Consider the following 26,457-nt stretch of genomic DNA (forward strand, 5'->3'; position numbering starts at 1 on the left):
CTCGTCGTCAAACGGATTGACCGACATTGACACTCGATCAGAGGAGGGTATCTCGGACCCGCAGCGGCCGATACCCGGCGGGTCCGAGTGCGGCGAGTTCGGCGTCGATGTCGATCTCGATCACGCCGAAGAAGTTGATGTTCTCGCTGTGCGCGGGGCTGATGTGGGCGAGCACCTCGTCATCGATCCAACGGCCGCTCCCACCCGATCTTCTCGCCGCGGATCAGCGCGCCGATCGCCTCATCCGGCCACACCCGGGTCGGTGACGATCGCCAGGAGATCGTCCAGCAGCGCCTGGCGGTCCTCTCCCGTCTTGCCGCGTTCGGCCAGTTGCTGCTGCATCTTGCGTTCGGCGGCACCGAATTTCGCCGAGATCGCCTGATCGAACAACGCGACCACTACTCACGGGGAAACCTGGGTAGGTCTACAGCTACTGGGCTCGGGGCGGCCCGGCGTCGACGATCTCGAGGGATAGTTCCAGTGGGTCGAAATGGATGAGTGACTCCATCCACCAGGTCATGCCCGCCTCGGTGAGTCCCTTGACGTCAACTGTGGTCGGCTCGTTCCAGGCGTGGCTCGCGTTGCCGGTCACGACAACTTCGAATGATCGGTCGGTAGTGGGGAGTCGCAGGCTGTGCACTGCGGCGACGATGTCGGCCAACTCGTCCGGGGTCGGCGTGTGGTCCCCCAGGTGCGGGAAGATTCCGTCACAGCTGGCGGCGCGGCGGATGACGTTGGGGTGGTTGGTCGAGCTGGCTACCCAGATCGGTATGTGATGTGGTTCCGGAACCGCTTCTTCTATGTAGACCTGGTAGTGCGAACCGGAATGTCGATACGCCTGCCCGGACCAGATGGCCCGGACTATGTCGAGTCCTTCGTCGTACCTGGCGGATCGGGTGCGCAGGTCGGCAGGTTCGCCGAAGCGAGTGAAGTCGCCGGACTCGTCCGAGCCCAGGCCGGTGCCGAAGATGAAGCGTCCGTTGGACAGCTTGCTCAACGTTGCCGCCTGGCGGGCGACGATCCAGGGGCGTCGCCGGGCGAGTGGCGTGACGGTTGTGCCGAGCAGTATCCGGTCGGTGGCTTGGGCGACCGCACCGAGGGTGGTCCAGGGGTCGACGATCGGCATGGCCTCGCTCACCACGTGATCCCAGAGGAATACTCCGTCCCAGCCCGCCGCCTCGGCCCGTACGGCCAGATCGACGATGGTGGTCGGATCGCCGAACGGGCCGAATGGAGGCAGATAGACGCCGTGACGAAGAGTGGTGGCGCTCACGAGATTCCTTACTCCACAGAATGATTCGAGTCGCTGAGACGGACGTGCTCCCTAGCGGGGACCGCTGCTCACGCTACGTCAACGGTTGATCGAGCTCGCGCGTCATCCAGATCGAATCGCCACGGTGGGGATCCGGGGTGACACGTCCGCTGTCGTAGAAACCGAGCTCCTCCAGCACACGGAACGAGGCGGCATTCCATTCCCGAACCGTCGCCCACAACCGCTGTCGCCCAGTGCGTTTCGCTGCCTCGACAACGGACCGGGCCGCCTCGGTGGCGTACCCATAACCGTGGGCCCGCCGAGCGAGCTCGTAGGCGATCTCGGGTTCGTCGTAGGTGCCCTGGCCGACGACCAGTCCGCAGTAGCCGATGAACTCGCCGTTGTCCCGTCGCTCGATGGGAAGCAACCCGAGCCCGGGTTCGGCGCCGCGGGGGTAGGTCACCGCCCAGCCGCGCATATCTCCGACCGTCGGGCGTCCGGCCGCGTCGATCCTGCGGATGGACCGCGGATCTCGCTCGATCCACAGTGCACGGTGTTCCTCCGCGTCGGATGGCAGCCAGCATCGCAACCGGAGTCGCTCGGTCACAAGACTTGTCGGGAACTCCGTGTATATCGCCACGATCCCAATTTACGTGCCGTGCATGCCGACTCGGGAAATAGCTGCATCATGAACACGATCGCTGCGAGTTGAATTCGCACCCGTTTTCGTGATCGACACCGCGGTGTCCCCAGTTGTCGCCATTGGAGTTGATCATTCTGTGTGTGGTTCTACTTAGCTATGAATTCCACATGTGGCTCTCGTGGAGTCGGCCATCGCTTGGTTCTGCTCCGATTCGTGATGGCTTTACTGGCGGTGATCGGCACGATGGTTGTCGCAGTCGCCCCGGGTGTCTCGGCGGCGCCGCTCGACACCACCTGCCCCACCAAGCCGAAGCCGACGGGCAAAGTGCTGCAAGGCTATTGGGAGAACTGGGACGGCGCGTCCAACGGTGTGCACCCCGGCATGGGCTGGATTCCGATCACCGACGCCCGCATCGCCGCGCACGGCCACAACGTCATCAATGCGGCGTTCCCGGTCATCGAGTCGAACGGCACCGCACGCTGGGAGGACGGCATGGATGCGACCGTGAAGGTCGCGACTCCCACGGAGATGTGCCAGGCCAAGGCGGCCGGTGCCACCATCCTGATGTCCATCGGCGGCGCGGCGGCAGGCATCGACCTGAACTCCAGCGCGGTCGCCGACCGTTTCATCGCGACCATCGTGCCGATCCTGAAGCGGTACAACTTCGACGGCATCGACATCGACCTGGAGACCGGCCTCGTCGGCAGCGGCAACATCAAGACCCTGTCGACCTCCCAGGCCAACCTGATCCGCATCATCGACGGCGTCCTCGCCCAGATGCCCGCGGGCTTCGGCCTGACCATGGCCCCCGAAACCGCCTACGTCACCGGCGGCAGCGTCACCTACGGCTCGATCTGGGGCGCCTACCTCCCGATCATCAAGAAGTACGCCGACAACGGCCGCCTCTGGTGGCTCAACATGCAGTACTACAACGGCAGCATGTACGGCTGCGCCGGCGACTCCTACCAGGCCGGCACCGTCCAAGGCTTCATCGCCCAAACCGATTGCCTCGCCAAAGGACTGAACATCCAGGGCACCACCATCACCGTCCCCTACGACAAACAAGCCCCCGGCCTCCCCGCCCAGCCCGGCGCGGGCGGCGGCTACATGACCCCGAGCCTGGTCGCCCAGGCCTGGAACCACTACGGCACCGGCTCCGCCAACACCTTGAAGGGCCTGATGACCTGGTCCATCAACTGGGACGGCTCCCGCAACTGGACCTTCGGCAACAACGTCAAGTCCCTCCAAGGCCGCTAGTGTCCTGCGCCTGAAATTCGTTGAAGATATTTCGCCAGGGAGTTGAGGATTTCCTCGGCGGTCTTCTTCCATACGAACGGTTTCGGGTTGTCGTTCCATGTGGTGATCCATGCGTTTACCTGGCGTTCGAGTGACTGGACGCTGGTGTGCACGCCGCGACGCAGGAGTTGGTCGGTGAGGTAGGCGAACCAGCGTTCGACCTGGTTGAGCCAGGATGAGCCGGTCGGGGTGAAGTGCACGTGGAAGCGCGGGTGCCGTGCCAGCCACTGGTAGACGGCCGGGGTTTTGTGGGTGGCGAGGTTGTCGCACACGATGTGCACGTCCAACTCGGCCGGCACCGCCTTGTCGATAGCGACCAGAAACTTCTTGTACTCGGCTGCGCGGTGACGTCGGCGCAGCTCGCCGATCACGGTGCCGTCGGCGACGTTGAATGCCGCGAAAAGTGTTGTGGTGCCGTGGCGTTGGTAGTCATGGGTGCGTCTTTCGGGCATGCCTGGCATCGTCGGCGATACTGGCTGGGAACGGTCCAGTGCCTGGATCTGGCTCTTCTCGTCCACGCACAGCACCACGGCCCGCTCGGGCGGATTGTGGTACAGGCCAACAACATCGACGACTTTCTCCACGAACAGCGGATCTGTCGAGAGCTTGAATCCGTCCTGGCTATGCGGTTTGAGGTCGAACCTGCGCCAGATCCGCCCGATCGTCGATTTCGACAATCCGCTGTGGGCTGCCATCGAGGCCCGCGACCAGTGCGTCGCGTTCACCGGTCTCGACGCCAACGTGTCGGTGAGGACCTCTTCGACCTGGTCGAGCAGGATCGACGGCGGCCGACCCGGCCGCTGCTCATCGGCCAAACCAGCCAACCGCGAGGCCACGAACCGTGACCGCCACTTACCCACCGTCGGTGCCGAAACCCCAAGCCGCACAGCAACTTCGGTGTTGGGAGCGGGCTCGGCGCAGGCGAGCACGATTCGGCATCGTAGCGCATACGCCTGCGACGAACTCGCCGCCCGCGCACCACGGGTCAACGCCGCCCGCTCCTCATCACTGAGTACCAATTCGGCCTTCGGTCGCCCCATCACCAGACGCCGAACCTACGCCCCCACCAACACATCCCGGAATAAATTGAACGAATTTCAGGCGCAGGACACTAGCCAGTGTTTTGAAAGTGTTTCGGGTTGAGGGGCGCCGTGTAGCGGCGCCCCTCAACCCGTGGAATGCAGAAGGTGTTGCCTGCGTTGGCGTGTCGGTGACCAGATGAAGGGAGGTCTCCGGTAGATGGTTCAGCGACGAAGAAGAACCTGAATACCGGAGACCTCGTGACCAGCGTATCGGTGGCGAGGCGCGCGGATCTGACCGATGCCCAGTGGGCGCGGCTGGAACCGCTGTTGCCTCGTGGCAAAAGGCGGGCCGCCCGCCGAAGTGGACGAAACGACAGCTCATCGACGGGATTCGATGGCGCACCCGATGCGGGACACCGTGGCGGGACGTGCCCGAGTATTACGGGCACTGGCAGACGGTATACGGGCTGTTCCGTCGCTGGCAGCGTGCGGGGGTGTGGACGCTGATCTGGAAGATGCTGCAAGCGTTCGCCGATGCCGCCGGTCGCATCGGGTGGCAGGTGAGTGTGGATTCCACCATCGCCCGAGCGCATCGGCATGCCGCCGGGGCCCGCCGCGACGGCCACGCCCAGTCCGAGCCGCCTGGCGGGGTCGACATCGAGCCCGCCGATCACGGGCTCGGGCGTTCCCGTGGTGGATGGACCACCAAAACCCACCTGGCGTCCGAGCAGGGCCGCAAGGTGCTGTCCTTCCTGATCACCGCCGGTCAGCGCGGCGACAGCCCACAGTTCACCGCCGTGCTCGCCGGTATCGCGGTGCCCCGCCTCGGGAAGGGACGCCCGCGCACCCGGCCCGAGCGGGTACGCGCCGACAAGGCCTACAGTTCCCGCGCCAACCGCGCACACCTGCGCGGACGCGGGATCAAAGCCACCATCCCGATCAAGACCGACCAAACCGACAACCGCAAGAAGAAAGGCTCCGCCGGTGGGCGACCACCAGCGTTCGACGCCGAGGACTACAAGCAACGCCATGCCGTGGAATGCGGTATCGGCCAGTTGAAGGAAAACCGTGCCATGGCAACCAGATACGACAAACTCGCCGTCCGCTACCAGGCCACCGTCCACATCACAGCCATCGACCAATGGCTCCGACACGGGTGAGGGCGGGCACCTGCCCGCCCTCACCCACTTTCAAAACACTGGCTAGTCCCTGCGCCCGGCACCAAGACCGAACCCTTCTGCCTGGCAACGTATTCACCGGCGCAGTGCTTGCCCGCTGCTACGTACTCATCCAGGATCAGTCGTGAGTTACGCGGCCGGAATGATTGTCATTCCGTGAGCGCCCTTCTCGACGGGGATCGTGTGGATGACGTCGAGGGAGTCGATATCGACCACGGTGACGTTGGCCGACACCAAGCTGGAAGCGAAGGCGTGCTTGCCGTCCGGTGATGAACGCACGGTCAGCACACTCGGTCCGATGGGAACCCTGCCACGCAGTTCCAGGGTCCCGGGTTCGTACACGCGCAGGTGGCCGTCGGGGAACTCCGGCAGCGCATAGGGATCGGCGCCAGGCTTGTGGCGCATGGGGGTTTCACTGACCAGCAGCGCACCACCGGTAGTGACGTGCACAGCCATCGGCTGGACCTCCGAGGCGAGCACGTCGGTCACCTCCAGGGTTGCTGCATCGATCACGCGCAGCCCATAGGGCTCGGAGGGGGCAGGCATGTACGCCGGCACCATCACGGGTGCGGCCACGACGATCCGGTCATCGCCGGGAAGCACCGCGATGCCCTCGGTGCCGGGGAGCTCGACGCGCCCGGTCATGGTCCGGTTCTTCACGTCCACGACTGCGGCGAAACTCGACTCCTTGGCGGCAACGAAGATCTTCGACACATCCGAGTTGGCCGAAAACCAGTGTGGACCAATGGCTTCCACAGAAATGTGGTCGCTGATCGTGTGCGTGGCGGCATCGAGCACGAGGACGCCGCCCGCGCCCCCGTCGCTGCCTTCGACTGTGGTGAACACGAGATCGTTGTGCGGATCGCAGAACACGTCGTGGGGGCCGTGGAACGGGCTGATGTCGATGACGTCGACGAGCTTGTGGGTGTCGGCATCGATCACGCTGATCTTCGGAACTCGACCGGCGTTGCCGAAGTACCACCCGGAATGGTAAGTGTGCGTGGCGTAGATCAGCCTCCTCGTCGGGTCGAACGCGAGTTCGTGCGGTTCGTAGTCGAGGCTCAACGTGTCGATCCGATCGCCGGTTTCGAGGTCGAGAAACACGATGGCGCAGGCATGTTGACAGGCAACCGCTAGAACTTCGTTGCTGGTTGTGATCATGTCCTGAACGTAAACGCTGTTGCGGCACACAGCCACGCCTTGTTTGGTAAGGGATTGTTGCACTGTGGGCAACCCTGATGCCGATTCAACTGACACAGGACACCCATCACCGGCTCGCGTTCACCTGACGGCAATGACGTCAGATTTTCCTCTTACGGCCAGCAGGGTTCGAACTCACCTGAGGTGGTGTAGGTGTCCTGCAATTCGAGATCGAATGCCCGCCGCCACGGCGAGCGGAACAACTCATCCAGCCGATCACCCATCAGTTCGTGCATCGCGGCGGACTTCCTGGCAGCGCTGGTCGAGTGCTTTTCCGACCAGGGCGCGGGCGGATTCTCCGGTAAGTGCCTGTCCGGCAAGCATGTCGAACGCACGCCCGTAGAGCGCTATCTCCCGAGGTTGGGTGATGGTCAGTTCGGCTGTGTGCCCCTCGACTTTGACCATCCGATTGTCGAACATCAGGAAGTTTTCCACCACTACCTTCGCCTCGGCGGTCAGCGGGACGATGCCTATCAGCACGCGCGGCATGCCGATGATCGAGTGCAGCCTGTCGAGCTGTCCTGTCATCACTCGAGCGTCGCCGACTGTCGAGTAGAGCGACCGTTCACTGATGATGAAATGGAACCGCCGTTCCCGTTGGTAGAGGATGCGTTGGCGCTTCATCCGTTGGGAGACACCGACTTCAAGGTCGTCGGGCAGTCGATAGAAGTCGATAACGCTTCTCAGCTTCGCTTCGGCGTAGTCCGCGGTCTGTAGTAGGCCGGGAACGATCTGCGGCTCGTAGTTCCGGATAAATGTCGCAGCGGCCTCGAGCTTCATCGTCAGCTGCTGCCCGCGTTTGACACCGCCACTGAGTAGCCGCCGGTACTCCATGTACGCGGCGTCGATGTTGTGCAGCGTGGCCAGCAGATCGGCAAGTTGATCGCTTGTCCCGCATTGGTCGCAGTATGCGCGGATGTCGTCGCTCGATGGTCTGGCCTTCCCGTGCTCGATCCGGGAGATCTTGGACTCGTGCCAGCCTTGGCGAGCGGAAAGCTCTCGGCCGGTTATTCCGGCGTCGCGCCTCATTTCTCGGAGTCGTTGACCGAGAGCTTCGCGTGCCTCCTGCGCTGAATCCGTCACTACCGGTTTTCGGCCGTCGACCCGCTGGCGTACTCGCGATACCGCGTAGCCAATTGCCAGAGGCGATCTTTCACGCGTTCGCAGTACCCGATGATCTCCGGGTCCGTGGTTACTGCGGCGCCGGCAGGCCGCCCGTCTCTGTCAACCAGATTGAACGCAACCTGCTGGCCATCGAGTAGCCACCAGTCATCGGACGGTACATCTTCGGGACCGACAAGGTGGCGCGGAAGGTAACGAATGTCTTCGCCCGCAGCGACACTGCTCCCTGCTACCGAGAGCAGCCATCGCTGGTAATCGCTGTGCGGCACGGTAACAACCCGAACCCGGCTCATCGTCACTCCGCGCCCGGTCATCTTCTCGACCAGGTCGATCCAATCGTCTTTGTCGTAGCCATCAGATGGTTCGGGCTCACCATTGATGAACCGCCGCAATGGTTCCGACTCCTCCGGCTCCGCATAGGTATCCCGCACCTCCATGTGGAACGCAGACACTCGAGCACTCAGGATGAGGTCCATCCAGGAATCATTGTGGCGAAATTCCACCGTAGAAAGTCCTTTCAGCCTTCGGTACCTCGATCGCCGTTTCGTTGTCGGCCAGCTCGAGTTGAGCCAGTGTTTCAGGCTCGGTCACCGCTCGACCTGTCAGAGTGAACGTACCCCGGCCGGTGTCGGTCATCGTTGCCCCGACGAACGTATCCGGCTCGGCGAACCCGAGCAGCAGGTGCGGTATCTCCACTACCTCCGGCATGTCGGTCTTCCAACCCTGCACCAGCAGACTCGACTGATCGGTTGCATACAGCGAGGGACAGTTCGTCGTAAACATTCAGCCGGTTCGGTAGCTGGATGGTTGTCGGGGGCGTGCGGTGTCGCAGTTGGTGGTATCGGTGCTGGTGGTGCACGATGTGGGGGTGCCGGTTGAGCTGGGAGTCGAGGAGCTCAGAGAGCTTCTGGCGCAGCGTGATCGGCAGGTTGACCGACGTGATGAGCAGATCGCGGCGCTGACCGCGGCAGTGACGGCGTTGTCGGAGACGAATGCGGAACTGGTCGCTCGGGTAGCGCGGCTCGAGCATTTACTGACTCGGAACTCGGGTAACTCCTCGATGCCGCCGTCGCGGGACGACGATCCGGGCCACAAACCCCCGGCGGAGAAACAGAAGAAGCCGAACCCTGCTGTCCAGCAGCGTAAACGGGGCAAGCAGCCGGGGTCCCCTGGCACGAATCTGGCGTGGACCCAAGACCCGAACGCGACGGAAAACCTGTTCCCGCAAGGCACATGCGATTGTGGTGCGGACCTGGCCGGTGGCCAGGATCTGGGAATAGTGGACCGGTATCAGCGCCACGACATCCCGGAGGTGACCGTGCGCGTCACCCAGTTCGACTGCCACGAGGTCGCCTGCGGGTGCGGGCGCACCCACGCCGCGTCGCGCCCGGACGGAGCCCGGTCGGGCCCGGTGGGTTACGGCCCGAATCTGCAAGCTCTGGCCGTCTATCTCCTTGTCGTACATCATCTTCCGGTCCAACGATGTGTGGCGTTGCTGGCAGCGTTGACCGGTGCCGCACCGAGTGCGGGGTTCGTGCACGCCATGCTGGCCCGCACCGCGGCCACATTGGGTGCGGTGCAGGCACGCATCCGGGCGTTGATCGTGGTGTCGCACGTGGTGTGCTGCGATGAAACACCGATCCGGGTCGGCCCGGCCGCCCCGAAGGCGGGGAAGAAGAAAGCCGACAAGTATCTGCTGGTCGCTGCCACCGATCTCTATACCCATTACCTGCTCGGTGGCCGTGACCTCGAGACGTTCAAAGCGTTCGTGCTCAAAGACCTCGCCGCCGCCGGCGCGATCGTGGTGCACGACCGCTACGTCAACTACGACTCCGACCACCTCGGAGCGCTCATCCACCAGTTGTGCTGCGCCCATCTTCTCCGAGATCTCACCGGCGCGGCCGAGGTTTATCCCGACGCCGAATGGCCCACCCAGGTCGCGGACTCCCTGCGCGGGCTGATCCATCACGCCAATCTGGCACGCGCGGAGAACCTTTCGGCGATCGAGAAGGGCGCGGCCCAGGAGTTGATCACCCGGCTGCGGGACGGGGTGAAAGTCGGGTTGTCCGAAACCGTCCGCCACGGTGACCGGCCCGGGGAACGCAAAGCCCGCCTGCTGCTGCAATGCCTGCGCGACCGCGAAGCCGACGTACTGCGCTTCACGACCGACTTGCGCGTCCCACCCACCTCCAACCAAGCCGAACGCGACCTGCGGCCCGCGAAAATTCAGCAGAACATCTCCGGGCGCCTCACCAGCGAAGACCGCACCGAAGACCGGTGGCGCATCCGCGGATACGTCTCCACCGCCATTAAACACGGTCACGCAGCCCTCGACGTCCTACGCGACGCCCTGACCGGACGTCCCTGGATCCCACCCGATCCTGTCCCCGTCTAACCTCGGCCAATCATGGTAATGGCGCCTAACCTGCGGCGGGAATGGCGAAAGGTGCTCCGACCTGCGATAATTCGACTTGCGAAGGCTGAATTGATCGAGGTTTTGGAGCACCTTTCTGGTGGGCAAGTCTATATCGCCGTATCCGCGGCTGACCATCGACGGTGACGGTGCGGGCGTGGTGTCACACGCAGGTGCGGCACTGCTGCTGCGTACTGCCGAGATAACTGGTTTGACCTGGGGTTTGTCGGAACAGTTGGGGCCGTGGCGCAAACCGATGGCTGTCCACGACCCGGGCAAGATCGTGCTGGATTTGGCGGTGACACTCGCGGTCGGTGGTGACTGCGCCGCGGATGTGGCGTTGTTACGGGCCGAGCCGGGCGTGTTCGGTCTGGTGGCCTCGGATCCGACGGTGTCGCGGACGATCACCGCGCTGGCTGCCCAGGCACCGAAAGCGTTGGCCGCCATCGCTTCTGCACGCGCGGACGCGCGGGCGCAGGCGTGGGCCGTGGCTGGGCCGAACGCCCCCGGTCACGGGATCAACATCGATGATCCGTTAATCATCGATCTCGACGCCACCCTGACCGACGCGCACTCGGAAAAACAGAACGCCACACCGACGTTCAAGCGGGGCTTCGGCTTCCACTCGCTGTGGTCGTTCATCGACCACGGTCGCACCGGCACCGGCGAGCCCGCCGCGCCCATGCTGCGGCCGGGCAACGCCGGTAGTAATACCGCTGCCGACCACAAGCAGGTTCTCCGCGATGCCCTCGCTCAGCTGCCGTGGCAGCCGGGATGGCGGGTCGGCCGGAAAGTGCTGGTGCGCACCGATTCCGGTGGCGGCACCCACGAGTTCCTCGACTACTGCCACCGCCGCCGGCTGCAGTACTCGGTCGGGTTCACTCTCACCGACGAGATCGTCACCGCCATGGGCACCCACCTGAATCCGCAGGATTGGACACCGGCCTACGACGCAGACGGCGAGGTCCGCGACGGCGCCTGGGTCGTGGAAGTCACCGGCATCACCGAGTTGACCGGATGGCCGCCCGGCATGCGGCTCATCGTCAGGAAGAGAGACCACACCCCGGTGCTCAGCTGCGGTTCACCGACCGCGACGGGATGCGGTTGACCGCGTTCGTCACCAACACCACCCGCGGCCAGCTGCCCGACCTCGAGTTGCGTCACCGCCAGCGGGCCCGCTGCGAAGACCGGATCAGAAACGCGAAAGACACTGGCCTGCGCAATCTTCCGTTCCACAGCTTCGACGCCAACCGCATCTGGCTCGCCGTCGTCGCGCTCGCACTCGACCTGACCGCCTGGATGCAGACACTCGCCCTGCACGACCACCCCGCACGTCGCTGGGAACCGAAAACGCTACGGCTGCGGCTGTTTTCAGCCGCCGGACGCATCGCCCGCCATGCCCGCAAAACCACACTGCACCTGGCGCGGCACGCCCCCTACACCGAACTGCTCACCACCGCCGCAGCACGCCTGCAACCCGGCTGACCAGCCAGAAACCGTCCCTGCAACCAAGGAAACCAACCACCCGGGCCAGTGGAACCCGGCAGCCAGCCCGCTGCGCGGGCCAGCTGCCCTGCCCGCAACCGGAAAACTACGACCGAAACACCCAATCCGAACCCGATCAGGCCAGCACATCAACCCGGCGAAAGATCGAGGCTAACCACTCCCAGACAGCAACCCGACCGCACACCGGCCGGGCACACCCTCACACCCGAAAACCGCAGGTCAGCAACGGCGCTGAATGTTTACAGTTCGTCTTGTCCGAACCGCCTTTGCCGAGGAATCGTAAACGCATGATCTTAGCTCCCATCTAAGTGCTTGCGGATACTTGTGTTCTGGCTTCAATAGTCTCTGACATGCGAATCATTCGCCAGGAGTTGGCAACTGCTGCGCAAGTTTCCGCAAGTCGATGGACGGTCCGCAGTCCGCTTCATAGTGTCGGTTTTGGCGCTCAGGATCGTGGACTCGATCTGATCGCGAGTCGCCTTCCCAACGTCGACAGCAGGGGGTCGCTGTGCCACTTACTCAAACGCAAGTGAAGGTTCTTGCCGCATTGGTGGGTTTGCGGCCTACCGAGGCGCTGACGGTGCGGCAGTTATGTGACAGAACTGGTTTCGCGGCTTTGACTGTGCGGACGGCGCTTAGTGTGCACTCGTATGACGGGTTCGCGAACGGCGCTCGGAGGTGGCGGATCACGGGCCGCGGGCGTGCGTTGTTGGCTGCGCCGATCTATCGCGAGTTTCTGTCCGATTGCGCGGACGGGGTGACGCGATGAGGCAGCGGCCACGGGCGATCGGGTATTTGCGTCGCGATGTTTCGGGGGTCTCCCAGCCGTGGCACGAGACTCAGATTCGCAGTCTGGCACAGCGATTGGGGTATGAGTTGGCGAAGACGGTGATGTTCGGGTCGGATACCGATGAGCCCGTGGACCGCTTGTTGAATGTGGTTCGCGCTGTTGCGGCTGAAGCTGTCGTTGTGCCTAGTGCGGAGCATTTTGGCGGGAAGGTGCCGGAGCGGGTGGTGCGGGTGTGTGACGTGATTACCGTGTTTCCGCAGTACACCTATGCGCGTTCGTACGCGTTTCCGTTTCTCGGGGAAGGCGCGTGAACCGATGGCGTTTGTGACTACTTCTGGCGGAAGCGCAGGACACCTTGCCAGGGGCGGCGGATGGGTTTGTAGAGGTCGGGTTGGGGGAGGTAGGTGGCTGGGCGGAGGAACCAGGGGGCTCGGTGGAATTTGCGGGCGTTGAGGAGGAGTTCTTCGATTTCGAGGGGGTGCCAGCCGAGGTTTTCGAAGAAGGCGAGGCCGCCGGGTGGGTCGAATTTCATGGGGGCGTTATCGAGTAGGGGGTTGGCGCGGATGGGCATGGCGCTGAGGTTGGTGTCGGTCATCCACCAGGCGACTTCGGGGCGGGTGAGGGCGGAGATGAGTTCGGCGGCGGTGTCGACGTCGAGGTAGAGGAGCAGGCCCTCGGTGAGGATGAGGGCTTTGGTGGCGGGGTGGTTATGTGGTCGATGGCGCCGAGGGCTTCGTCGAGGAACTTCTCTCGGGCTTCGTGGTCGGAGAGGTCTACCGCGCGGCGGATCAGGGTGCAGCGTGGGGTTTCGCCTACGAGGGCGTGTTCCTTTTCCGCGAGTATCTCGGGGAGGTCGGCTTCGATCCAGACGAAGTCGGCGGGGAGGTCCAGGCGGTAGGGGCGGGTGTCCAGTCCGGCGGCCAGGTTGAGGATTCGGTCGCAGCCCTCGGCGATGGATGTGGCGATGAGGTCATCGATGAGTTTGGTGCGGGCGATCAATGGCCAGCCGTTGCGCATGATGCGCGGTGCGGCGTCGGCGATCGCGTATCCCTGCGGTCCGGCTAGCCGGTCGGCCAGGGCTCCTGGAATAGCGCGTCGGGGCGTGCCGTTTCGCGCGCTCGGTAGGCGGCGACCCACCGCGCGGTGTCCGACACATTGGAGATCGGTGCTTGCCCGCCAGTCATCCGGCCAGTTTGGCACAACACCGACCGGTCGCCATTGTGGCCAGCGTCACAGTGCAATCTTGCACAGCGAGCGACTCAGAAGTGTTGTGCTGGAGAGCATTCCGCGTGTATCAAGCGGAATGGAAGGCGTCGGCGCCGACCTCGTCGGGGTCCAGGATGTGGGTGAGGAACAACCGCGTCGTGGGAGTAGGCGTGCGCGTGGTGATGGCATGCCAGGGCCGATCGAGCGGGGTGCCGGTGACCGGAAGTATATGCAGGGCACCGGATTCCAGATCTTGAGAGACGGCATCACTGTGAATTAGGGTGACGCCCAGACCTTCTCGGGCGGCGGCCAGCACCGCTCCGTGGCTGCCGAGGGTGAGGGTGGGCGGGGTGATCTCGAGCTGGTCGAGCAGGGCCAGGGTGGCATCACGGGTGCCGGAGCCACGCCCGCGTAGCAACCAGGTGGTGCGCAGGGGATCGGGGCAGTGATCGGCGGCGCCGACGACGATGAGGTTGCTGGGTCTGCGGGCCCGGACGACGAGTCCGGTGTTGCGTGGCGGGCGGCCTGCGATGACGAGATCTGTTTCGTGATGCTGCAATTCGAGGAACAGCACGTCACGCGGATGCACGGACAGGCTCAGTTCGATGTCCGGGTAGCGATTGCGGAACGAGGCGAGGGGCCGCAGCAGCACGTACTCACCCGCGGTGGCGACGACACCGATGCGTAGTCGCCCGGTCTCGGCCTGCTGGACCGCGGCGTGGGCTTCCTTCATCAACCCGAGGATGCTGCGGCAGTATTCGGCGTAGATCCGCCCGGCCTCGGTGAGTACGATCCCGCGCCCGGACTTGGCGATCAGCTTGGCGCCCAGCTGTTTTTCGATGTGCGCGACGGCGGCGGAGACGGCGGCCTCGGTGATGTGCAACTGGGTGGCGGCGCGGCGGATGCTGCTGAGGCGGGCGACCACCAGGAATGTTTCCATCCTGGCCGCACTGACCGCTCCCATCTGCCGACGGTAGCAAACCATCGACCGTGACTCCGGTGCCACCGGAATTGACGGCCCCACAGGGGTGGTGATCTGTGGAAACATCGATGGTGTCGAGGTCAACCCGACGGCGGCGCGTGACTCCCCTTCCGCGCTGCGCGCGAATACCCCGGGACGGTGCGCGTCCCGGGGTATTCGCTGCGGGTTCCGGAAGTTTTCCGTCGCCCGCGGCTCTCCATACCCTGATCGTGGTCGCGCGAAACCTGACTATTCCGTTGGGCTTTCGCAGGAACAATCAAATTGTTTGTTGTCAACGCTGCCGTCATCCTGGAATTCGTAAGGCGCACAACCTGACCCCGCTAGCGGGTGTCCCGCAGTAACGACTGCCAGGAGGAATGATGGCCGAAGAAACCGAGCGGGACCGGTGGGATCCGGGTGTTCAATCGTATGCGTCGATGGGATATTACGCGCCGGACTATCAGCCGTCGGACACGGATGTGCTGGCCGTATTCCGGGTGACTCCGCAGCCGGGGGTGGATCCGATCGAGGCGTCGGCCGCGGTCGCGGGTGAATCGTCTACGGCGACATGGACGGTGGTGTGGACCGACCGGCTGACCGCGCACTCGAAGTATCAGGCCAAGTGCTATCGGGTCGACGAGGTGCCGGGGCGGCCGGGGGAGTACTTCGCTTATGTCGCTTACGATCTCGACCTGTTCGAGGAGGGCTCGATCACCAACCTGACCTCCTCGGTGATCGGTAATGTGTTCGGTTTCAAGCCGTTGCTGGCGCTGCGCCTGGAGGACATGCGGATTCCGGTGGCGTATGTGAAGACCTTCCAGGGCCCGCCGCACGGCACGGTGATGGAACGTGAGTACCTGAACAAGTACGGTCGCCCGCTGCTGGGGGCGACGGTGAAGCCGAAACTCGGTCTGTCGGCCCGTAATTACGGCCGGGTGATCTATGAGGCCTGCAAGGGCGGGCTGGATTTCACCAAGGACGACGAGAACATCAACTCCCAGCCGTTCATGCGGTGGCGCGATCGGTACCTGTTCGCCATGGAGGGCGTCAACCGCGCCATGGCCGAGACCGGTGAGATCAAGGGCCACTACTTGAACGTCACCGCGGCGTCGATGGAGGACATGTACGAGCGGGCCGAGTTCGCCAAGGAACTGGGCAGTGTCGTTGTCATGATCGATCTGACCGTCGGATATACGGCGATGCAGTCGATGTCGCACTGGGCGCGGCGCAACGGACTGCTGCTGCACCTGCACCGGGCCGGGCATTCCACCTTCACCCGGCAGAAGACGCACGGCGTGAGCTTCCGGGTGCTGGCCAAGTGGTGCAGGCTGATCGGGGTCGACCATGTGCACGCGGGCACCGTGGTCGGCAAGCTCGAGGGTGATCCGGCGACGACCCGGGGCTTCTATGACACGTTGCGGGACAACCACATTCCCGCGAATCCGGGCAACGGGATCTTCTTCGATCAGGATTGGACGAGTCTGCCCGGCGTGATGCCGGTGGCCTCCGGTGGTATCCACGCCGGGCAGATGCATCAGCTGCTCGACCTCTTCGGCGATGACGTGATCTTGCAGTTCGGTGGTGGCACCATCGGGCACCCGCTGGGTATCGCGGCCGGTGCCGAGGCGAACCGGGTGGCGCTGGAGGCAGTCGTCAAGGCCCGCAACGAGGGTCGCGATCTGCTCAAGGAAGGCCCGGATGTGTTGCGCAAGGCGGCCGAGATCTGCCGTCCGCTCGAGGTCGCGCTGGCGACTTGGGGCGATGTCACCTTCGACTACACCTCCACCGACGCACCGGATGCGGTGCCGACGGCCACTCGCTGAAATCCCTTGGAGCACACAACATGTACCTGCGTCACGGAACATTCTCGTATCTGCCGGAATTCACCGACGCGGAGATCTCCGCCCAGGTGCGGTACGCGCTGCTCAACAGCTGGCCGGTGTCGATCGAGTACACCGACGACCCCCACCCGCGCAACGCGTACTGGGAGATGTGGGGCCTGCCGCTGTTCGATCTGGACGAGCCCGACGGCGTACTCGCCGAGATCAATGCCTGCCGTGCGACTTTCCCGCGCCACTACGTGCGGGTGCTCGCCTACGACGCCCGCTTCGGCAGGCAGACCACCGCGCTGAGCTTCCTCGTGCAGCGCCCGGCCGACGAACCGGGCTTCCTGCTGACCCGTTCGGAAGGACCGGACCGTCAGCAGAAGTACGGCTTGCACTCCTACGCCACCGATGACCGCCAGGGACAGCGGTATGGCGGCTGAGGCCAACGGTTTCCGATTACACCGTCCCGGCACCGGGGACGGCAGGCCGGTGCGCGCCGAGCCCGCCGACCCGCCTGCCGAGCCCGAGATCCTGGATGACGATGCGGTGCTGGATCTTTCGACCGACATCGCGGGCAACGACGTCGAGGACACCTTGCACCGGCTCGATGCCGAACTCGTCGGGCTGGCGAACGTCAAACGCCGGGTGCGCGAGATCGCGGCACTGCTGCTGATCGACCGCGCCCGGCAACGTTTCGGCCTGAGCTCGTCGCGGCCCACCATGCACATGAGCTTCACCGGCGGCCCGGGCACCGGCAAAACGACCGTCGCATTGCGCATGGCCGAGATGCTGCACGCGCTGGGTTACATTCGAAAACCCAAGGTACACACCGTCACCCGCGACGACCTGGTCGGTCAGTTCATCGGCCACACCGCCCCGAAGACCAAGGAGGCACTCGCCAAGGCGGCCGGCGGGGTGCTGTTCATCGACGAGGCCTACTACCTGTTCCGCCCGGAGAACGAGCGGGACTACGGGCAGGAGGTGATCGAGATCCTGTTGCAGGAGATGGAAAGCGAGCGCGCCAGCCTGGTGGTGATCTTCGCGGGCTACCCGGATCGGATGGAGCGGTTCTTCTCCGCCAATCCCGGCCTGTCCTCACGGGTCGCCCATCATCTGGAGTTCGACGATTACACCCACGCCGAGCTGATGGGCATCGCCGAACTCATGGTGGCGCGGGAGAACTTCCACTTCGACGAGCCCGCGCGGGCCGCCTTCGCCGAATACCTGGAACTGCGGATGACCCGGCCCCGGTTCTCCAACGCGCGCAGTGTGCGCAACGCCTTGGACCGGTGCCGGTTGCGGCAGGCCAAGCGGCTGGTGGAGTTGCATCGGCCGTTGACCAAGACCGATCTGATCACGCTGACCGACCGGGATGTCTACGGCAGCAGCGTATTCAGCGACAGCACCGAACCGCAGGACGGGCCGAGCGCGCGGGCCCCAGCGTGACGAGATCGAGGCGCCCATGCCAGAAGGACTGAAGACGCTCACCCGGTACACGATCGAGGAGGAGCATCGGCACCCCGGCTCGTCCGGTGAGTTCTCCGCCCTGGTGAATGTCGTCGCGACCGCCACGAAGATCATCGCCAACCAGGTGACCAGGGGTGCCATCGTCGGTTCGCTGGGCGCCGCCGAGCCGGACAATCTGCCACCGACCGTGCATCGCAAGCTCGATGCCATCGCCAACGACGTCATGGTGGCCGAGACTCAGTGGACCGGGCATCTGGCCGCGCTGCTGTCGGAGCAGATGCCGGCCATTCATCCGGTGCCCGACGCGCATCGGCGCGGTAAGTATCTGCTGGCGTTCGATCCGCTGGACGGATCGTCCAATATCGACGTAAATCTGCCTGTTGGAACGATTTTCAGTGTGCTGCGGGCTCCGGAGCGGGAGAATGGCTCGCCTATCGCCGATGATTTCCTGCAGCCGGGTGTGCGTCAGGTCTGTGCCGGATTCACCCTCTACGGTCCGGCGACGATGCTGGTGATCACTACCGGCAGCGGTGTCGACGGTTTCACCCTCGACCGGGAGATCGGTGCGTTCGTGCTGACTCATCCACGGATGCGCATCCCCGAGGACACCTCCGGGTTCGCGATCAATGCCGCCAACGAGCGGTTCTGGGAGCGGCCGGTGCGCCGCTATGTGCACGAGTGCCTCGACGGCGTGGAGGGCCCACGCGGGCGTGATTTCAATATGCGCTGGGTGGCGTCGCTGGTCGCGGACACCTTCCACATTCTGACCAGGGGCGGGGTCTATCTGTATCCGCACGACAATCGCCCGCCGGTGCGCCCGGGACGGGTGGCGCTGCTCTACGGGGCCAATCCGATCGCGTTCATCGTCGAGCAGGCCGGTGGGTGGGCGACCACCGGTGGCGAGCGGGTGCTGGAAGTGCCGCCGGAGCATGTGCACCACCAGGTGCCGTTGATCTTCGGGTCGCGCAGTGAGGTCGAGCGGATCGAGCGCTATCACAGCGAACCCGACGAGGGGCATGTCTTCGACAGCTCGTTGTTCGGGTCGCGGTCGCTGTTTCGCCCGGCGCCGCACTGAAATCTGTTGTCCGGCAATCGAGGAGGTGTCATGTCGGTCAAGCATCCCGTCGTCGCGATCACCGGGTCATCCGGTGCGGGAACGACCAGCGTCACACGGACATTCCAGGAGATCTTCCGTCGTGAAGGCATCAATGCGGTTGTCGTGGAAGGGGATTCGTTCCATCGCTACGACCGCAACGAGATGAAGCTGGCGATGGCGGAGGCCGAACAGCACCGCAATCTGACCTTCTCGCATTTCGGGGAGGAGGCGAATCTGCTCAAAGAGCTGGAGACGTTGTTTCGCGATTACGGCGAGACCGGGGTCGGTTCGGTGCGCAAGTATCTGCACGACGAGTTCGAAGCCAAGCCGCACGGGCAGCCCGCCGGCACGTTCACGCCGTGGGCGGATCTGACGCCCGGCAGCGATCTGCTGTTCTACGAGGGATTACACGGTGCCGCGGTCACCGACAGTGTGAATGTCGCGCAATACGCGGACCTGTTGGTCGGTGTGGTGCCGATCGTGAACCTCGAGTGGATTCAGAAGGTTATCCGGGACAAGACCGAGCGTGGGTATTCCAGCGAGGCGGTCATCGATACGATCCTGCGCCGGATGCCCGACTACGTGAAGTACATCTGCCCGCAGTTCTCGCACACCTACGTCAACTTTCAGCGTGTGCCGACCGTGGACACCTCGAATCCGTTCATCGCTCGCAGCATCCCCACCGCGGATGAGAGCTTCGTCGTCATCCGGTTCGCCGATCCGAAGGTGATCGACTTCCCCTATCTGCTGTCGATGCTGCACGACTCGTTCATGTCCCGGCCCAACTGCATCGTGGTGCCCGGCGGGAAGATGGAACTGGCCATGCAACTGATCTTCACGCCGCTGATCCTGCGCCTGATGGACAAGCGACCGAAGCGCTCTCGCTGATCGTCCCGGTTCTGCGTTACTCTCGAACGGACCCTATTCAACGAGTTGCATATGCGAGGTGCAGTGATGAGTACGTTCCGTGAGGCCGTCGAAGCCAGGGACGGCGCCGCGCTCGAGGCGACGCTCGCCGACAACGTCGTGTTCACCAGCCCCGTTGCCTTCAAGCCGTATCCCGGCAAGGCGATCACCGCCGCGATTCTGCGCGGTGTGCTGCGGGTGTTCGGCGACGACTTCCGCTACGTGCGCGAGATCGCCGACCCGAACGGGCGCGACCACGCGCTGGTGTTCGAGGCCTCGGTCGACGGGAAGTCCGTCAACGGCTGCGACTTCCTGCATTACGACGACGACGGCAAGATCGACAGCCTCACCGTCATGGTCCGCCCGCTGTCCGCGGCGCAGGCGCTGTCCGAGGCCATGGGCGCCCAGTTCCCGCGGATCCAGGAAGAAGCCTTGGCGGCCGCGCAGGCACAGTCGGCGTCCTGACGCTCAGTCCGGTAGCAGCGGAACCGACAAGCCTTCGCCGCGGCCCAACAGCGCGGCGCGGGTGACGGCGGCGGAGCCGAAGCGGTGGCGTAGGTCGTCGAGTGTCGCGTCGAGGGTGTTGGTGGCACGCGCTTCGAAGGGGAGCGACAGCTGGAAGGGGTCGGCGTCGGCCAGGTTGGTGAGTGCTAGTCCGATCAAGGTCAGGCCGCGTTCTTGAATCGTGGGCATGGCGGCGGCCAGTAGCGAGCGGGCTGCGCAGAGCAGGGTTTCAGTGTGGTCGGTGGCCTCGGGCAGGGTGTGCGAGCGGGTGGCTCGGGTGAAGTCGTCGAAGCGCATGCGCAGCACCAGAGTTCGGCAGATGCGGTCCGCGGCTCGCAGCCGGCGGCCCAGGCGGTCGGTGAGACCGTGCAGGTAGGCCTCGATTTCATCGGGTGGGTGGTGTTGGCGGCCCAGGGCGCGTTGAGCACCGATGGAACGTCGGCGCACGCCGGTTTCAACGCGACGGGGATCGCGAGCCCAGGACAGGGCATAGAGGTGGCGGGCGGCGCCCGGGCCAAGGATGTCGCGCAAGGGACTTTCGCCGAGGTCTGCAAGTTGGCCGACGCGAGTGATGCCGTGTTCGTGCAGGGTGCGAGCGGTGACTTCGCCTACGCCCCAAAGTCTTTCGATGGGCAGCGGATGCAGGAAGTCGAGTTCGCCATCGGGCGGGACGAAGCGCAGGCCGTCGGGTTTGGCGACCGCGCTGGCGACCTTGGCCAGGAACTTGGTGCGGGCGATGCCCACCGAGATGGGCAGCCCGACCTGGTCGCGCACCCGGGCGCGTAAGCGTTCGGCGATGCCGATCGGTTCGCCCGCGATCCGCCGCAGGCCGCCGACGTCGAGGAACGCCTCGTCGATCGAGACACCCTCGACCAGCGGCGTGGTGTCGTGGAAGACCTCGAACACCGCCTTGCTCGCCTCCGCGTAGGCCGACATCCGCGGCGGCACCACGATCGCGTGCGGGCACAGCCGCCGCGCCTGCCCGCCGTTCATCGGCGTGCGCACCCCGAACGCCTTCGCCTCATAGCTGGCCGCCAGCACGACCCCGCCGCCGACGATCACCGGTTTGCCGCGCAGCCCGGGATTGTCGCGCTGCTCGACCGAGGCATAGAACGAATCCAGGTCGGCGTGCAGGATCGAGGACTCGGCCCGCGCGACGATCCGCGGGCGGGATGCGGGTGCGTCGGACACGAACATATGTTCGCATGACCCACCGGCAAGCGGAACCCTGGTCATTGACCAAAACCGCCTAATCTACGGCTTGGCTACGTAGCAATCCGGACGAACCGGTACGCTGGCCCGACAGCAGGGCACGTTTTGGATGAGGGAGTCGGTACTGTGCGCGGATTTGGAGACCTGGAGGCGGTGATCATGGACCGCATCTGGGATCGGGACGCAGAGGACACCACGGTGCGCGAGATCTTCGACGAACTGTCCGCCCAGCGCGACATCGCCTACACCACCGTCATGTCCACCATGGACAACCTGCACCGCAAGGGCTGGCTCGCGCGCGAGCGCTCCGGCAAGGCCTACAAGTACTGGCCGACCCTGACCCGCGAGGAGCACAGTGCCCGGCTGATGCTCGAAGCGCTCGGCGCGGGCGGACGCTCCGATCTGGTGCTGAGCCACTTCGTCGACCGGATCAGCGCCGAGGAATCGGCCGGATTGCGCGCCGCGCTACGCAGGCTCACCGCCCGCAAGACCCCCGACGCACCGCCGGGCGCCGCGACGTGACGCTGGCCATCGCATTGATGTTGTACGGCGCCACGGTGGCCACGCTCGGCCCGCCGGTGCTGCGGCGACTGACCCGGCGCGGCAACGCGCCACGGCTGGGCATCATCGCCTGGGTCGTCGCGATCGTCGGCACCCTCGGCGCGTGGGCGGCGGCCGCGACCATGCTCACCGTCGAATTCGCCACCTACTGGGGACATCCGCACGACGCGCTGCGCGCCTGCTTCGCGATCATGTGGAACCCGATCCACGAGGACGGCAGCGGCGCGACCCAGGCCGTCACCTTCGCGGTCGGCGCGTTGGTCGCGGCCTGCACGATGGCGGTGGTGGCGCGGGCGGTGTCGGTGGTGCGGGAGATGCGCAGACGCACCCATGCGCACGCGAAGGCGTTGCGGTTGGTCGGGCGGCGGGTGCCCGGGCTGGGTGCGTTGGTGCTGGATTCGCCGGAGCGCCAAGCCTATTGCGTGCCGGGGCGGCCCGACACGATCGTCGTCACCAGTGCCGCGCTCGATGCGTTGGCGCCGGATCAGCTTGCCGCGGTGCTCGCTCATGAGCGTGCGCATCTGTCGGGGCGGCATGCGCCGTTGACGGCGGTGTTGCGGGCGATCGCCACGACCTTGCCGGGGTTGCGTCTGGTTACCGCGGGTGCCGCGGAGATCGCGCGGTTGCTGGAGATGTGTGCCGATGACAAGGCGGCCGACAAGCATGGTTCGGAGCCGCTGCTCGGTGGGTTGCTGGTGATCCTCGGGGTGTCCGGGGCGGTGCCCTCGGGTGCGCTGGCCGCTGCCGGGACCGCCGTGTTGGCGCGGGCCGAGCGTCTGGTGGATCCGGTGAGCCGGATGCGGCGGGCGACCACCCGCACCGCGTTGCTCGGTGTGATCGCGGCGACGGTAACGGGATTGGCGTTCGTCGCGGCTACGGTAGCGTTCTGCAGCGCTGTGTTGGGCTGAAGTACCGAAGGACGATCCCGTGCGCCTCACTTGGGATCAGGTTTTCGCGTGGCGGTTGCGGCGGCAGTATGTCGAGCCGCGAGCGGCGAGCGTGTCCGAGATCGTCGCGCGGTTGTGTGGTGTGCAGGCGCAGGTCACCTCGGCCGCGGAAATGGCGGTGGCGCTGCGCAGTTCGGTGCCGGAGGCCGGTGCGCTGGTCGGTGCACTCAACGACGGCACCTTGATCAAAACGTGGGCGATGCGCGGCACCCTGCATGCGCTCACTCCAGATCTCGCCGCCGCCTGCCTTTCTCTGCTCGCCTCGGCGCGCACCTGGGAGAAACCGGCGTGGGAGCGCAACTTCGGCGCCTCACCGGCCGAGGTCGCGGCACTGACCGAGGAGCTGCGCCGAGTCCTCGACGGTTCCGTGCTCACTCGCGAGGAACTGGTCGACGCCCTGCTGGCCGATCCCGCCTTCCATCGGCTCGGTGAGCAACTGCGCTCCGGTTGGGGTGCGTTGCTGAAACCTCTTGCCTGGCAAGGCGCGATCTGCCACGGCCCGGCCCAGGGCACGAAGATCACCTTCGCGAACCCTGCACAACTGATCAAGGACTGGCCCGGCCTGCCTGAACCCGATGCGGCAGCTTCACTGGCGATCACCGCCTACCTCGGCGCCTACGGTCCTGCGACTCCGGAAACGTTCGACGCCTGGCTCAGTCGTGGCAGCTTGCGCAAAACCGTACTGCGCCGCTGGTTTTCGGAACTGGGGGACACCCTCGTCGAGGTCGAAGTGGAAGGCCGCCACGGTTACGTGCTGAGCGAACACCTCGACGAACTGGCCGCGACCAAGCCCACGAAATCGGTCCACCTGCTCGGCGGTTTCGACCAGTACGTCCTGGGCCCCGGCACCGGCGATACCGTGCTGCTGCCGGGTGATCACCGCGCAAAGGTCAGCCGCACCGCAGGCTGGATCTCCCCGATCGTCGTCGCGGGCGGCCGCATCGTCGGCACGCGGGAACTCGCCGACGACGCGATCGCCGTATCCATGTTCGACGGTGCGCCATTGCCGAAGAAGGGTCTGAAAGCCGCAGTCGATCATCTCGGCGCGGTCCTCGGCCGCGACGCCCTGACAGTCCGCGCCGCATAAGGCGTACCCGAGCACCTCTCAACGCTGCGAAAGCCACCTCCCGCGCTCGTTTTCGCAGGCTGCGCACGAAATTGCTAGCAATTTCGAGCGCACCTGCACAACTCATGCGCGCCGACACCTCATCGCTCCCTCGAGGGCAGACCGCGGACTATCCGCTCTTGTCCGAAGCGCTTGTGACGTAACCACAGCCAGATGACCACGCTGGAACTTCCAAGCTGCGCACCTGACCGGTAACTAAAGCCGGGTACGGCACACGACGCGCTCAGCACTACTCGCGGGAAAACGTGGGTAGGTCTTCAGCTTCTATGGACTGCTCTGCTTGGGAGTCCTTGGAAGTACCTACCCGGTAGGTGCACATTCCCCAGGATCTCTAGGTGCACTGATCCGAGGTCGCGTGCTCAGAGAAGTCCGATGGTGTACTGCCCCAAGGTTTTCGGCAGTTCGTGGGATGCCCGAGTAGTGCTGAGCGCGTCAGGTGGGGTCCCCGACTTGCTCTTCCGCGGCCTGGGTGAGGTGGTGGTTTTCGACGTGGGGCCTGGCTGTGGTGCTGTTTTCGAGACTTTCCTGTCGGGCGAGTGGTCGAAAGGGGAGTGCACACCCTTTGTGTGAGCCGCACACCCGGTATAGGGGGTGTGTGGCTCACACAAAGGGTGTGCGGCTTGGCAACGAAGGGGTGGGCACCGCTGTCGGCGGGATCTGCCCGGCTTCTGGGCCCTATTTTCGGTGCGGATCCCGAGACAGAGGGCAGATCTTGCGGTGGGGTGCCGTGGCGCTTTGCCCAGGGCGAAGACTTCAGCTTGGTGCGGGAGTTGTCGAGACCTGTGGTTGGCGAGGGTCCGTGGGTGACCCGGCCGCCAACGAATCCGGCTGCCGCACAGCAGGTTGCGGCATCTTGGCGGCCAATCCGATGAGACCAGCGAGCACCGCGACGGCGGCGGTGACGTACCAGCCTCGATGGAAGGCGTCGAGTGTCGCCTCAGGGCCGGCGGGGGTGCCGAGGACTGCGACGAAGAGGGCAACGCCGAGGGCTAGGCCGATTTGGCGGGCCATGCTCAGGACCGCTGAGCCGGTGGCGAAGCGTTGGGGTGGGAGGCCGCTGGTGCCGGCGGCGAAGGAGGTGGGGAGGCTGAGGCCGACGCCCAGTCCGCTGACGAGCATGCCGCCGAGGAGTCCTCCGAGGTAGTCGGGGTGCAGGGTGATGGCCTGGGCCCACCAGAGCATGCCCGCGGCGAAGGTGATTCCGCCTGCGGCGATGACGGGGCCCGCGCCGATGCGGGCGATGAGTCTGCCCGCCAGGATCGCCACGATCGGGACGACGAGGGGGCCGGGGGCGATGGCGAGGCCGGTGCGCAGGGCCGACCAGCCCCAGACGTTCTGCGCCCAGAGCACCGAGGACAGCAGCATCGCGCCGAAGGCCATGTTGAAGAAGATCGAATTCCCGGCCATGAGTGCGAAATTGGGCGCGCGCAGCAACGCCGGGTCGACGACGGGGCTGTGGTGCCGGGCCGAGGAGACGACGAAGGCGATCGTGAGCAGGACGGCGACGGCGAAAGCGAGGAGAACCGCGCCTGAGGACCATCCCCAGTCTTCGCCCTTGACCAGCGCGAGGATGAACGCCCCGATGGTGCCGACGAGCAGTAGCGCGCCGAACAGATCCGGCAGGCGTCCACCGTCTCCGGGTGGGTTGGGCAGCAACCGCAGCCCGAGGACCACGGCGATGATGCCCAACGGGACGTTCACCAGAAACACCCAGCGCCAACCGAATTCGACCAGAATCCCACCGAGCACCGGGCCGAGCGCGGCACCGAGTCCGCCGAAGGCCACCCACAGCCGCACCGCGACAGGCCGCCGCTGCGGTGCGGTCGCGGCCAGCACCAGACCCAGCGAGGTGGGGATCAGCATGGCGGCACCGATGGCCTGCAATACGCGGAATCCGACCAGCGATCCGACATCCCATGCGGTCGCGCACAACGCGGACCCGATCACGAACACCGTGAGTCCAATCAGAAAGGTGGTCCGGTTGCTGCCGCGATCACCGAGACGTCCGGCGGGCACCAGCAGCGCGGCGAACACGATCGCGTACGCGTTGAGCACCCAGGACAATCCGGCGATATCGGCACCACCGAAATCGGTGGCCATGTCGGGCAGTGCGACATTGACGATGAACAGGTCCAGGCTCGACAGCAGGACGCCGATCGAGACGATGGCGAACACGATCCGGGAATCGGCGGCAGGCCGAGCGTTCGGGGTGAAGGTCATGAC

24 protein-coding genes and 4 pseudogenes are annotated in these 26,457 nt (G+C 65.1%); 14 read left to right on the plus strand and 14 right to left on the minus strand.

The window, feature by feature from the left end:
- Positions 1-37 precede the first annotated feature (37 nt).
- The 4 genes and pseudogenes from ACQPW1_RS25380 to ACQPW1_RS25395 form a co-directional block, all read right to left on the minus strand.
- A complete protein-coding gene (locus tag ACQPW1_RS25380; RefSeq protein WP_433653999.1) occupies positions 38-175 on the minus strand; it encodes a hypothetical protein in 138 nt (45 codons plus the stop codon).
- Positions 176-194: 19 nt separating this feature from the next.
- A pseudogene (locus ACQPW1_RS25385) lies at positions 195-399 on the minus strand (hypothetical protein); the annotation flags it as partial.
- A 31-nt stretch (positions 400-430) separates the two neighbouring features.
- Positions 431-1,273, minus strand: a complete 843-nt coding sequence (locus tag ACQPW1_RS25390) for an LLM class flavin-dependent oxidoreductase (protein ID WP_433654000.1) — start codon at positions 1,271-1,273, stop codon at positions 431-433.
- A 73-nt stretch (positions 1,274-1,346) separates the two neighbouring features.
- Positions 1,347-1,892 carry a GNAT family N-acetyltransferase gene (locus tag ACQPW1_RS25395; RefSeq protein WP_433654001.1) on the minus strand — a complete coding sequence of 182 codons (546 nt, stop codon included), beginning with the start codon at positions 1,890-1,892 and terminating at the stop codon, positions 1,347-1,349.
- 219 nt (positions 1,893-2,111) lie between these two features.
- Here ACQPW1_RS25395 and ACQPW1_RS25400 point away from each other — a divergent pair, with 219 nt between their 5' ends.
- The gene (locus ACQPW1_RS25400; RefSeq protein ID WP_433665333.1) at positions 2,112-3,152 is read left to right on the plus strand and encodes a chitinase; all 1,041 of its coding nucleotides are present in this window, start codon (positions 2,112-2,114) and stop codon (positions 3,150-3,152) included.
- Here the strand turns inward: ACQPW1_RS25400 and ACQPW1_RS25405 are convergent.
- Entirely contained in the window at positions 3,149-4,231 is a 1,083-nt protein-coding gene (locus tag ACQPW1_RS25405) for an IS630 family transposase (RefSeq protein ID WP_433654003.1), read from the minus strand. The genes ACQPW1_RS25400 and ACQPW1_RS25405 overlap by 4 nt on opposite strands.
- Positions 4,232-4,486: 255 nt before the next feature.
- On the opposite strand from ACQPW1_RS25405, the gene ACQPW1_RS25410 reads away from it, so the two are divergent.
- Positions 4,487-5,373, plus strand: a protein-coding gene (locus ACQPW1_RS25410) for an IS5 family transposase (RefSeq protein WP_433665234.1) whose coding sequence is annotated in 2 segments (ribosomal slippage) — positions 4,487-4,582 and positions 4,585-5,373 — 885 coding nt in all. Because the reading frame shifts where the segments join, the coding sequence is not laid out codon by codon here.
- A 147-nt stretch (positions 5,374-5,520) separates the two neighbouring features.
- Here ACQPW1_RS25410 and ACQPW1_RS25415 read toward each other — a convergent pair.
- The 5 genes and pseudogenes from ACQPW1_RS25415 to ACQPW1_RS25435 form a co-directional block, all read right to left on the minus strand.
- Positions 5,521-6,552 (minus strand): YncE family protein, encoded by a 1,032-nt coding sequence (locus ACQPW1_RS25415; protein ID WP_433654005.1) that lies wholly within the window; start codon positions 6,550-6,552, stop codon positions 5,521-5,523.
- A gap of 255 nt (positions 6,553-6,807) precedes the next feature.
- Positions 6,808-7,371, minus strand: a complete 564-nt coding sequence (locus ACQPW1_RS25420; protein ID WP_433665334.1) for a DUF5753 domain-containing protein — start codon at positions 7,369-7,371, stop codon at positions 6,808-6,810.
- 96 nt (positions 7,372-7,467) lie between these two features.
- Positions 7,468-7,674: pseudogene (locus ACQPW1_RS25425) on the minus strand (helix-turn-helix domain-containing protein); the annotation flags it as partial.
- A complete protein-coding gene (locus ACQPW1_RS25430) occupies positions 7,674-8,189 on the minus strand; it encodes a DUF6879 family protein (RefSeq protein ID WP_433654006.1) in 516 nt (171 codons plus the stop codon). The pseudogene ACQPW1_RS25425 and the gene ACQPW1_RS25430, both read right to left, overlap by 1 nt.
- Positions 8,190-8,196: 7 nt before the next feature.
- On the minus strand, positions 8,197-8,421 hold the full coding sequence (locus ACQPW1_RS25435) for a hypothetical protein (protein WP_433654007.1): 225 nt from the start codon (positions 8,419-8,421) through the stop codon (positions 8,197-8,199).
- A gap of 115 nt (positions 8,422-8,536) precedes the next feature.
- Between ACQPW1_RS25435 and tnpC the strand changes: the two genes are divergently transcribed.
- The 3 genes and pseudogenes from tnpC (at position 8,537) to ACQPW1_RS25450 (ending at position 12,733) form a co-directional block, all read left to right on the plus strand.
- Complete coding sequence (tnpC, locus tag ACQPW1_RS25440) at positions 8,537-10,108, plus strand: IS66 family transposase (protein ID WP_433654008.1); 1,572 nt, start codon at positions 8,537-8,539, stop codon at positions 10,106-10,108.
- Between the two features lie 118 nt (positions 10,109-10,226).
- Positions 10,227-11,611 (plus strand): annotated as a pseudogene (locus ACQPW1_RS25445) (IS1380 family transposase).
- An 897-nt stretch (positions 11,612-12,508) separates the two neighbouring features.
- Positions 12,509-12,733: a hypothetical protein gene (locus ACQPW1_RS25450; protein WP_433654009.1), complete on the plus strand. Its 225-nt coding sequence runs from the start codon at positions 12,509-12,511 to the stop codon at positions 12,731-12,733.
- Positions 12,734-12,750: 17 nt separating this feature from the next.
- On the opposite strand, the pseudogene ACQPW1_RS25455 reads toward ACQPW1_RS25450, so the two are convergent.
- Positions 12,751-13,606, minus strand: a pseudogene (locus ACQPW1_RS25455) (class I SAM-dependent methyltransferase).
- A 110-nt stretch (positions 13,607-13,716) separates the two neighbouring features.
- A complete protein-coding gene (locus ACQPW1_RS25460) occupies positions 13,717-14,592 on the minus strand; it encodes a LysR family transcriptional regulator (protein ID WP_433654010.1) in 876 nt (291 codons plus the stop codon).
- A gap of 377 nt (positions 14,593-14,969) precedes the next feature.
- Here ACQPW1_RS25460 and ACQPW1_RS25465 point away from each other — a divergent pair, with 377 nt between their 5' ends.
- The 6 genes from ACQPW1_RS25465 (at position 14,970) to ACQPW1_RS25490 (ending at position 20,349) form a co-directional block, all read left to right on the plus strand.
- The gene (locus tag ACQPW1_RS25465) at positions 14,970-16,412 is read left to right on the plus strand and encodes a form I ribulose bisphosphate carboxylase large subunit (protein ID WP_433654012.1); all 1,443 of its coding nucleotides are present in this window, start codon (positions 14,970-14,972) and stop codon (positions 16,410-16,412) included.
- A 20-nt stretch (positions 16,413-16,432) separates the two neighbouring features.
- Positions 16,433-16,855, plus strand: coding sequence for a ribulose bisphosphate carboxylase small subunit (locus ACQPW1_RS25470; RefSeq protein WP_433654013.1), 423 nt, complete (start codon positions 16,433-16,435; stop codon positions 16,853-16,855).
- Positions 16,845-17,861 (plus strand): AAA family ATPase, encoded by a 1,017-nt coding sequence (locus ACQPW1_RS25475; RefSeq protein WP_433654015.1) that lies wholly within the window; start codon positions 16,845-16,847, stop codon positions 17,859-17,861. The genes ACQPW1_RS25470 and ACQPW1_RS25475 overlap by 11 nt, the downstream gene beginning before the upstream one ends.
- 16 nt (positions 17,862-17,877) lie before the next feature.
- Positions 17,878-18,957 (plus strand): class 1 fructose-bisphosphatase, encoded by a 1,080-nt coding sequence (locus ACQPW1_RS25480; RefSeq protein WP_433654016.1) that lies wholly within the window; start codon positions 17,878-17,880, stop codon positions 18,955-18,957.
- Positions 18,958-18,987: 30 nt separating this feature from the next.
- Entirely contained in the window at positions 18,988-19,866 is an 879-nt protein-coding gene (locus ACQPW1_RS25485; protein WP_433654017.1) for a phosphoribulokinase, read from the plus strand.
- A gap of 66 nt (positions 19,867-19,932) precedes the next feature.
- Positions 19,933-20,349: a nuclear transport factor 2 family protein gene (locus ACQPW1_RS25490; protein ID WP_433654019.1), complete on the plus strand. Its 417-nt coding sequence runs from the start codon at positions 19,933-19,935 to the stop codon at positions 20,347-20,349.
- Positions 20,350-20,352: 3 nt separating this feature from the next.
- Here ACQPW1_RS25490 and dinB read toward each other — a convergent pair whose 3' ends face one another.
- Positions 20,353-21,585 (minus strand): DNA polymerase IV, encoded by a 1,233-nt coding sequence (dinB, locus tag ACQPW1_RS25495; protein WP_433665335.1) that lies wholly within the window; start codon positions 21,583-21,585, stop codon positions 20,353-20,355.
- Between the two features lie 141 nt (positions 21,586-21,726).
- On the opposite strand from dinB, the gene ACQPW1_RS25500 reads away from it, so the two are divergent.
- From ACQPW1_RS25500 to ACQPW1_RS25510, 3 genes are read left to right on the plus strand one after another with little or no spacing between them, the layout of a single operon-like run.
- Positions 21,727-22,122, plus strand: coding sequence for a BlaI/MecI/CopY family transcriptional regulator (locus tag ACQPW1_RS25500; RefSeq protein ID WP_433654020.1), 396 nt, complete (start codon positions 21,727-21,729; stop codon positions 22,120-22,122).
- Positions 22,119-23,069 carry a M56 family metallopeptidase gene (locus ACQPW1_RS25505; RefSeq protein WP_433654021.1) on the plus strand — a complete coding sequence of 317 codons (951 nt, stop codon included), beginning with the start codon at positions 22,119-22,121 and terminating at the stop codon, positions 23,067-23,069. The genes ACQPW1_RS25500 and ACQPW1_RS25505 overlap by 4 nt, the downstream gene beginning before the upstream one ends.
- 19 nt (positions 23,070-23,088) lie before the next feature.
- Positions 23,089-24,195 (plus strand): winged helix DNA-binding domain-containing protein, encoded by a 1,107-nt coding sequence (locus ACQPW1_RS25510; protein ID WP_433654022.1) that lies wholly within the window; start codon positions 23,089-23,091, stop codon positions 24,193-24,195.
- A 792-nt stretch (positions 24,196-24,987) separates the two neighbouring features.
- Here ACQPW1_RS25510 and ACQPW1_RS25515 read toward each other — a convergent pair.
- Positions 24,988-26,454 (minus strand): MFS transporter, encoded by a 1,467-nt coding sequence (locus ACQPW1_RS25515; protein ID WP_433654023.1) that lies wholly within the window; start codon positions 26,452-26,454, stop codon positions 24,988-24,990.
- Positions 26,455-26,457: the final 3 nt, after the last annotated feature.

The sequence above is a fragment of the Nocardia sp. CA-128927 genome (assembly GCF_050955855.1).
Classification (GTDB): domain Bacteria; phylum Actinomycetota; class Actinomycetes; order Mycobacteriales; family Mycobacteriaceae; genus Nocardia.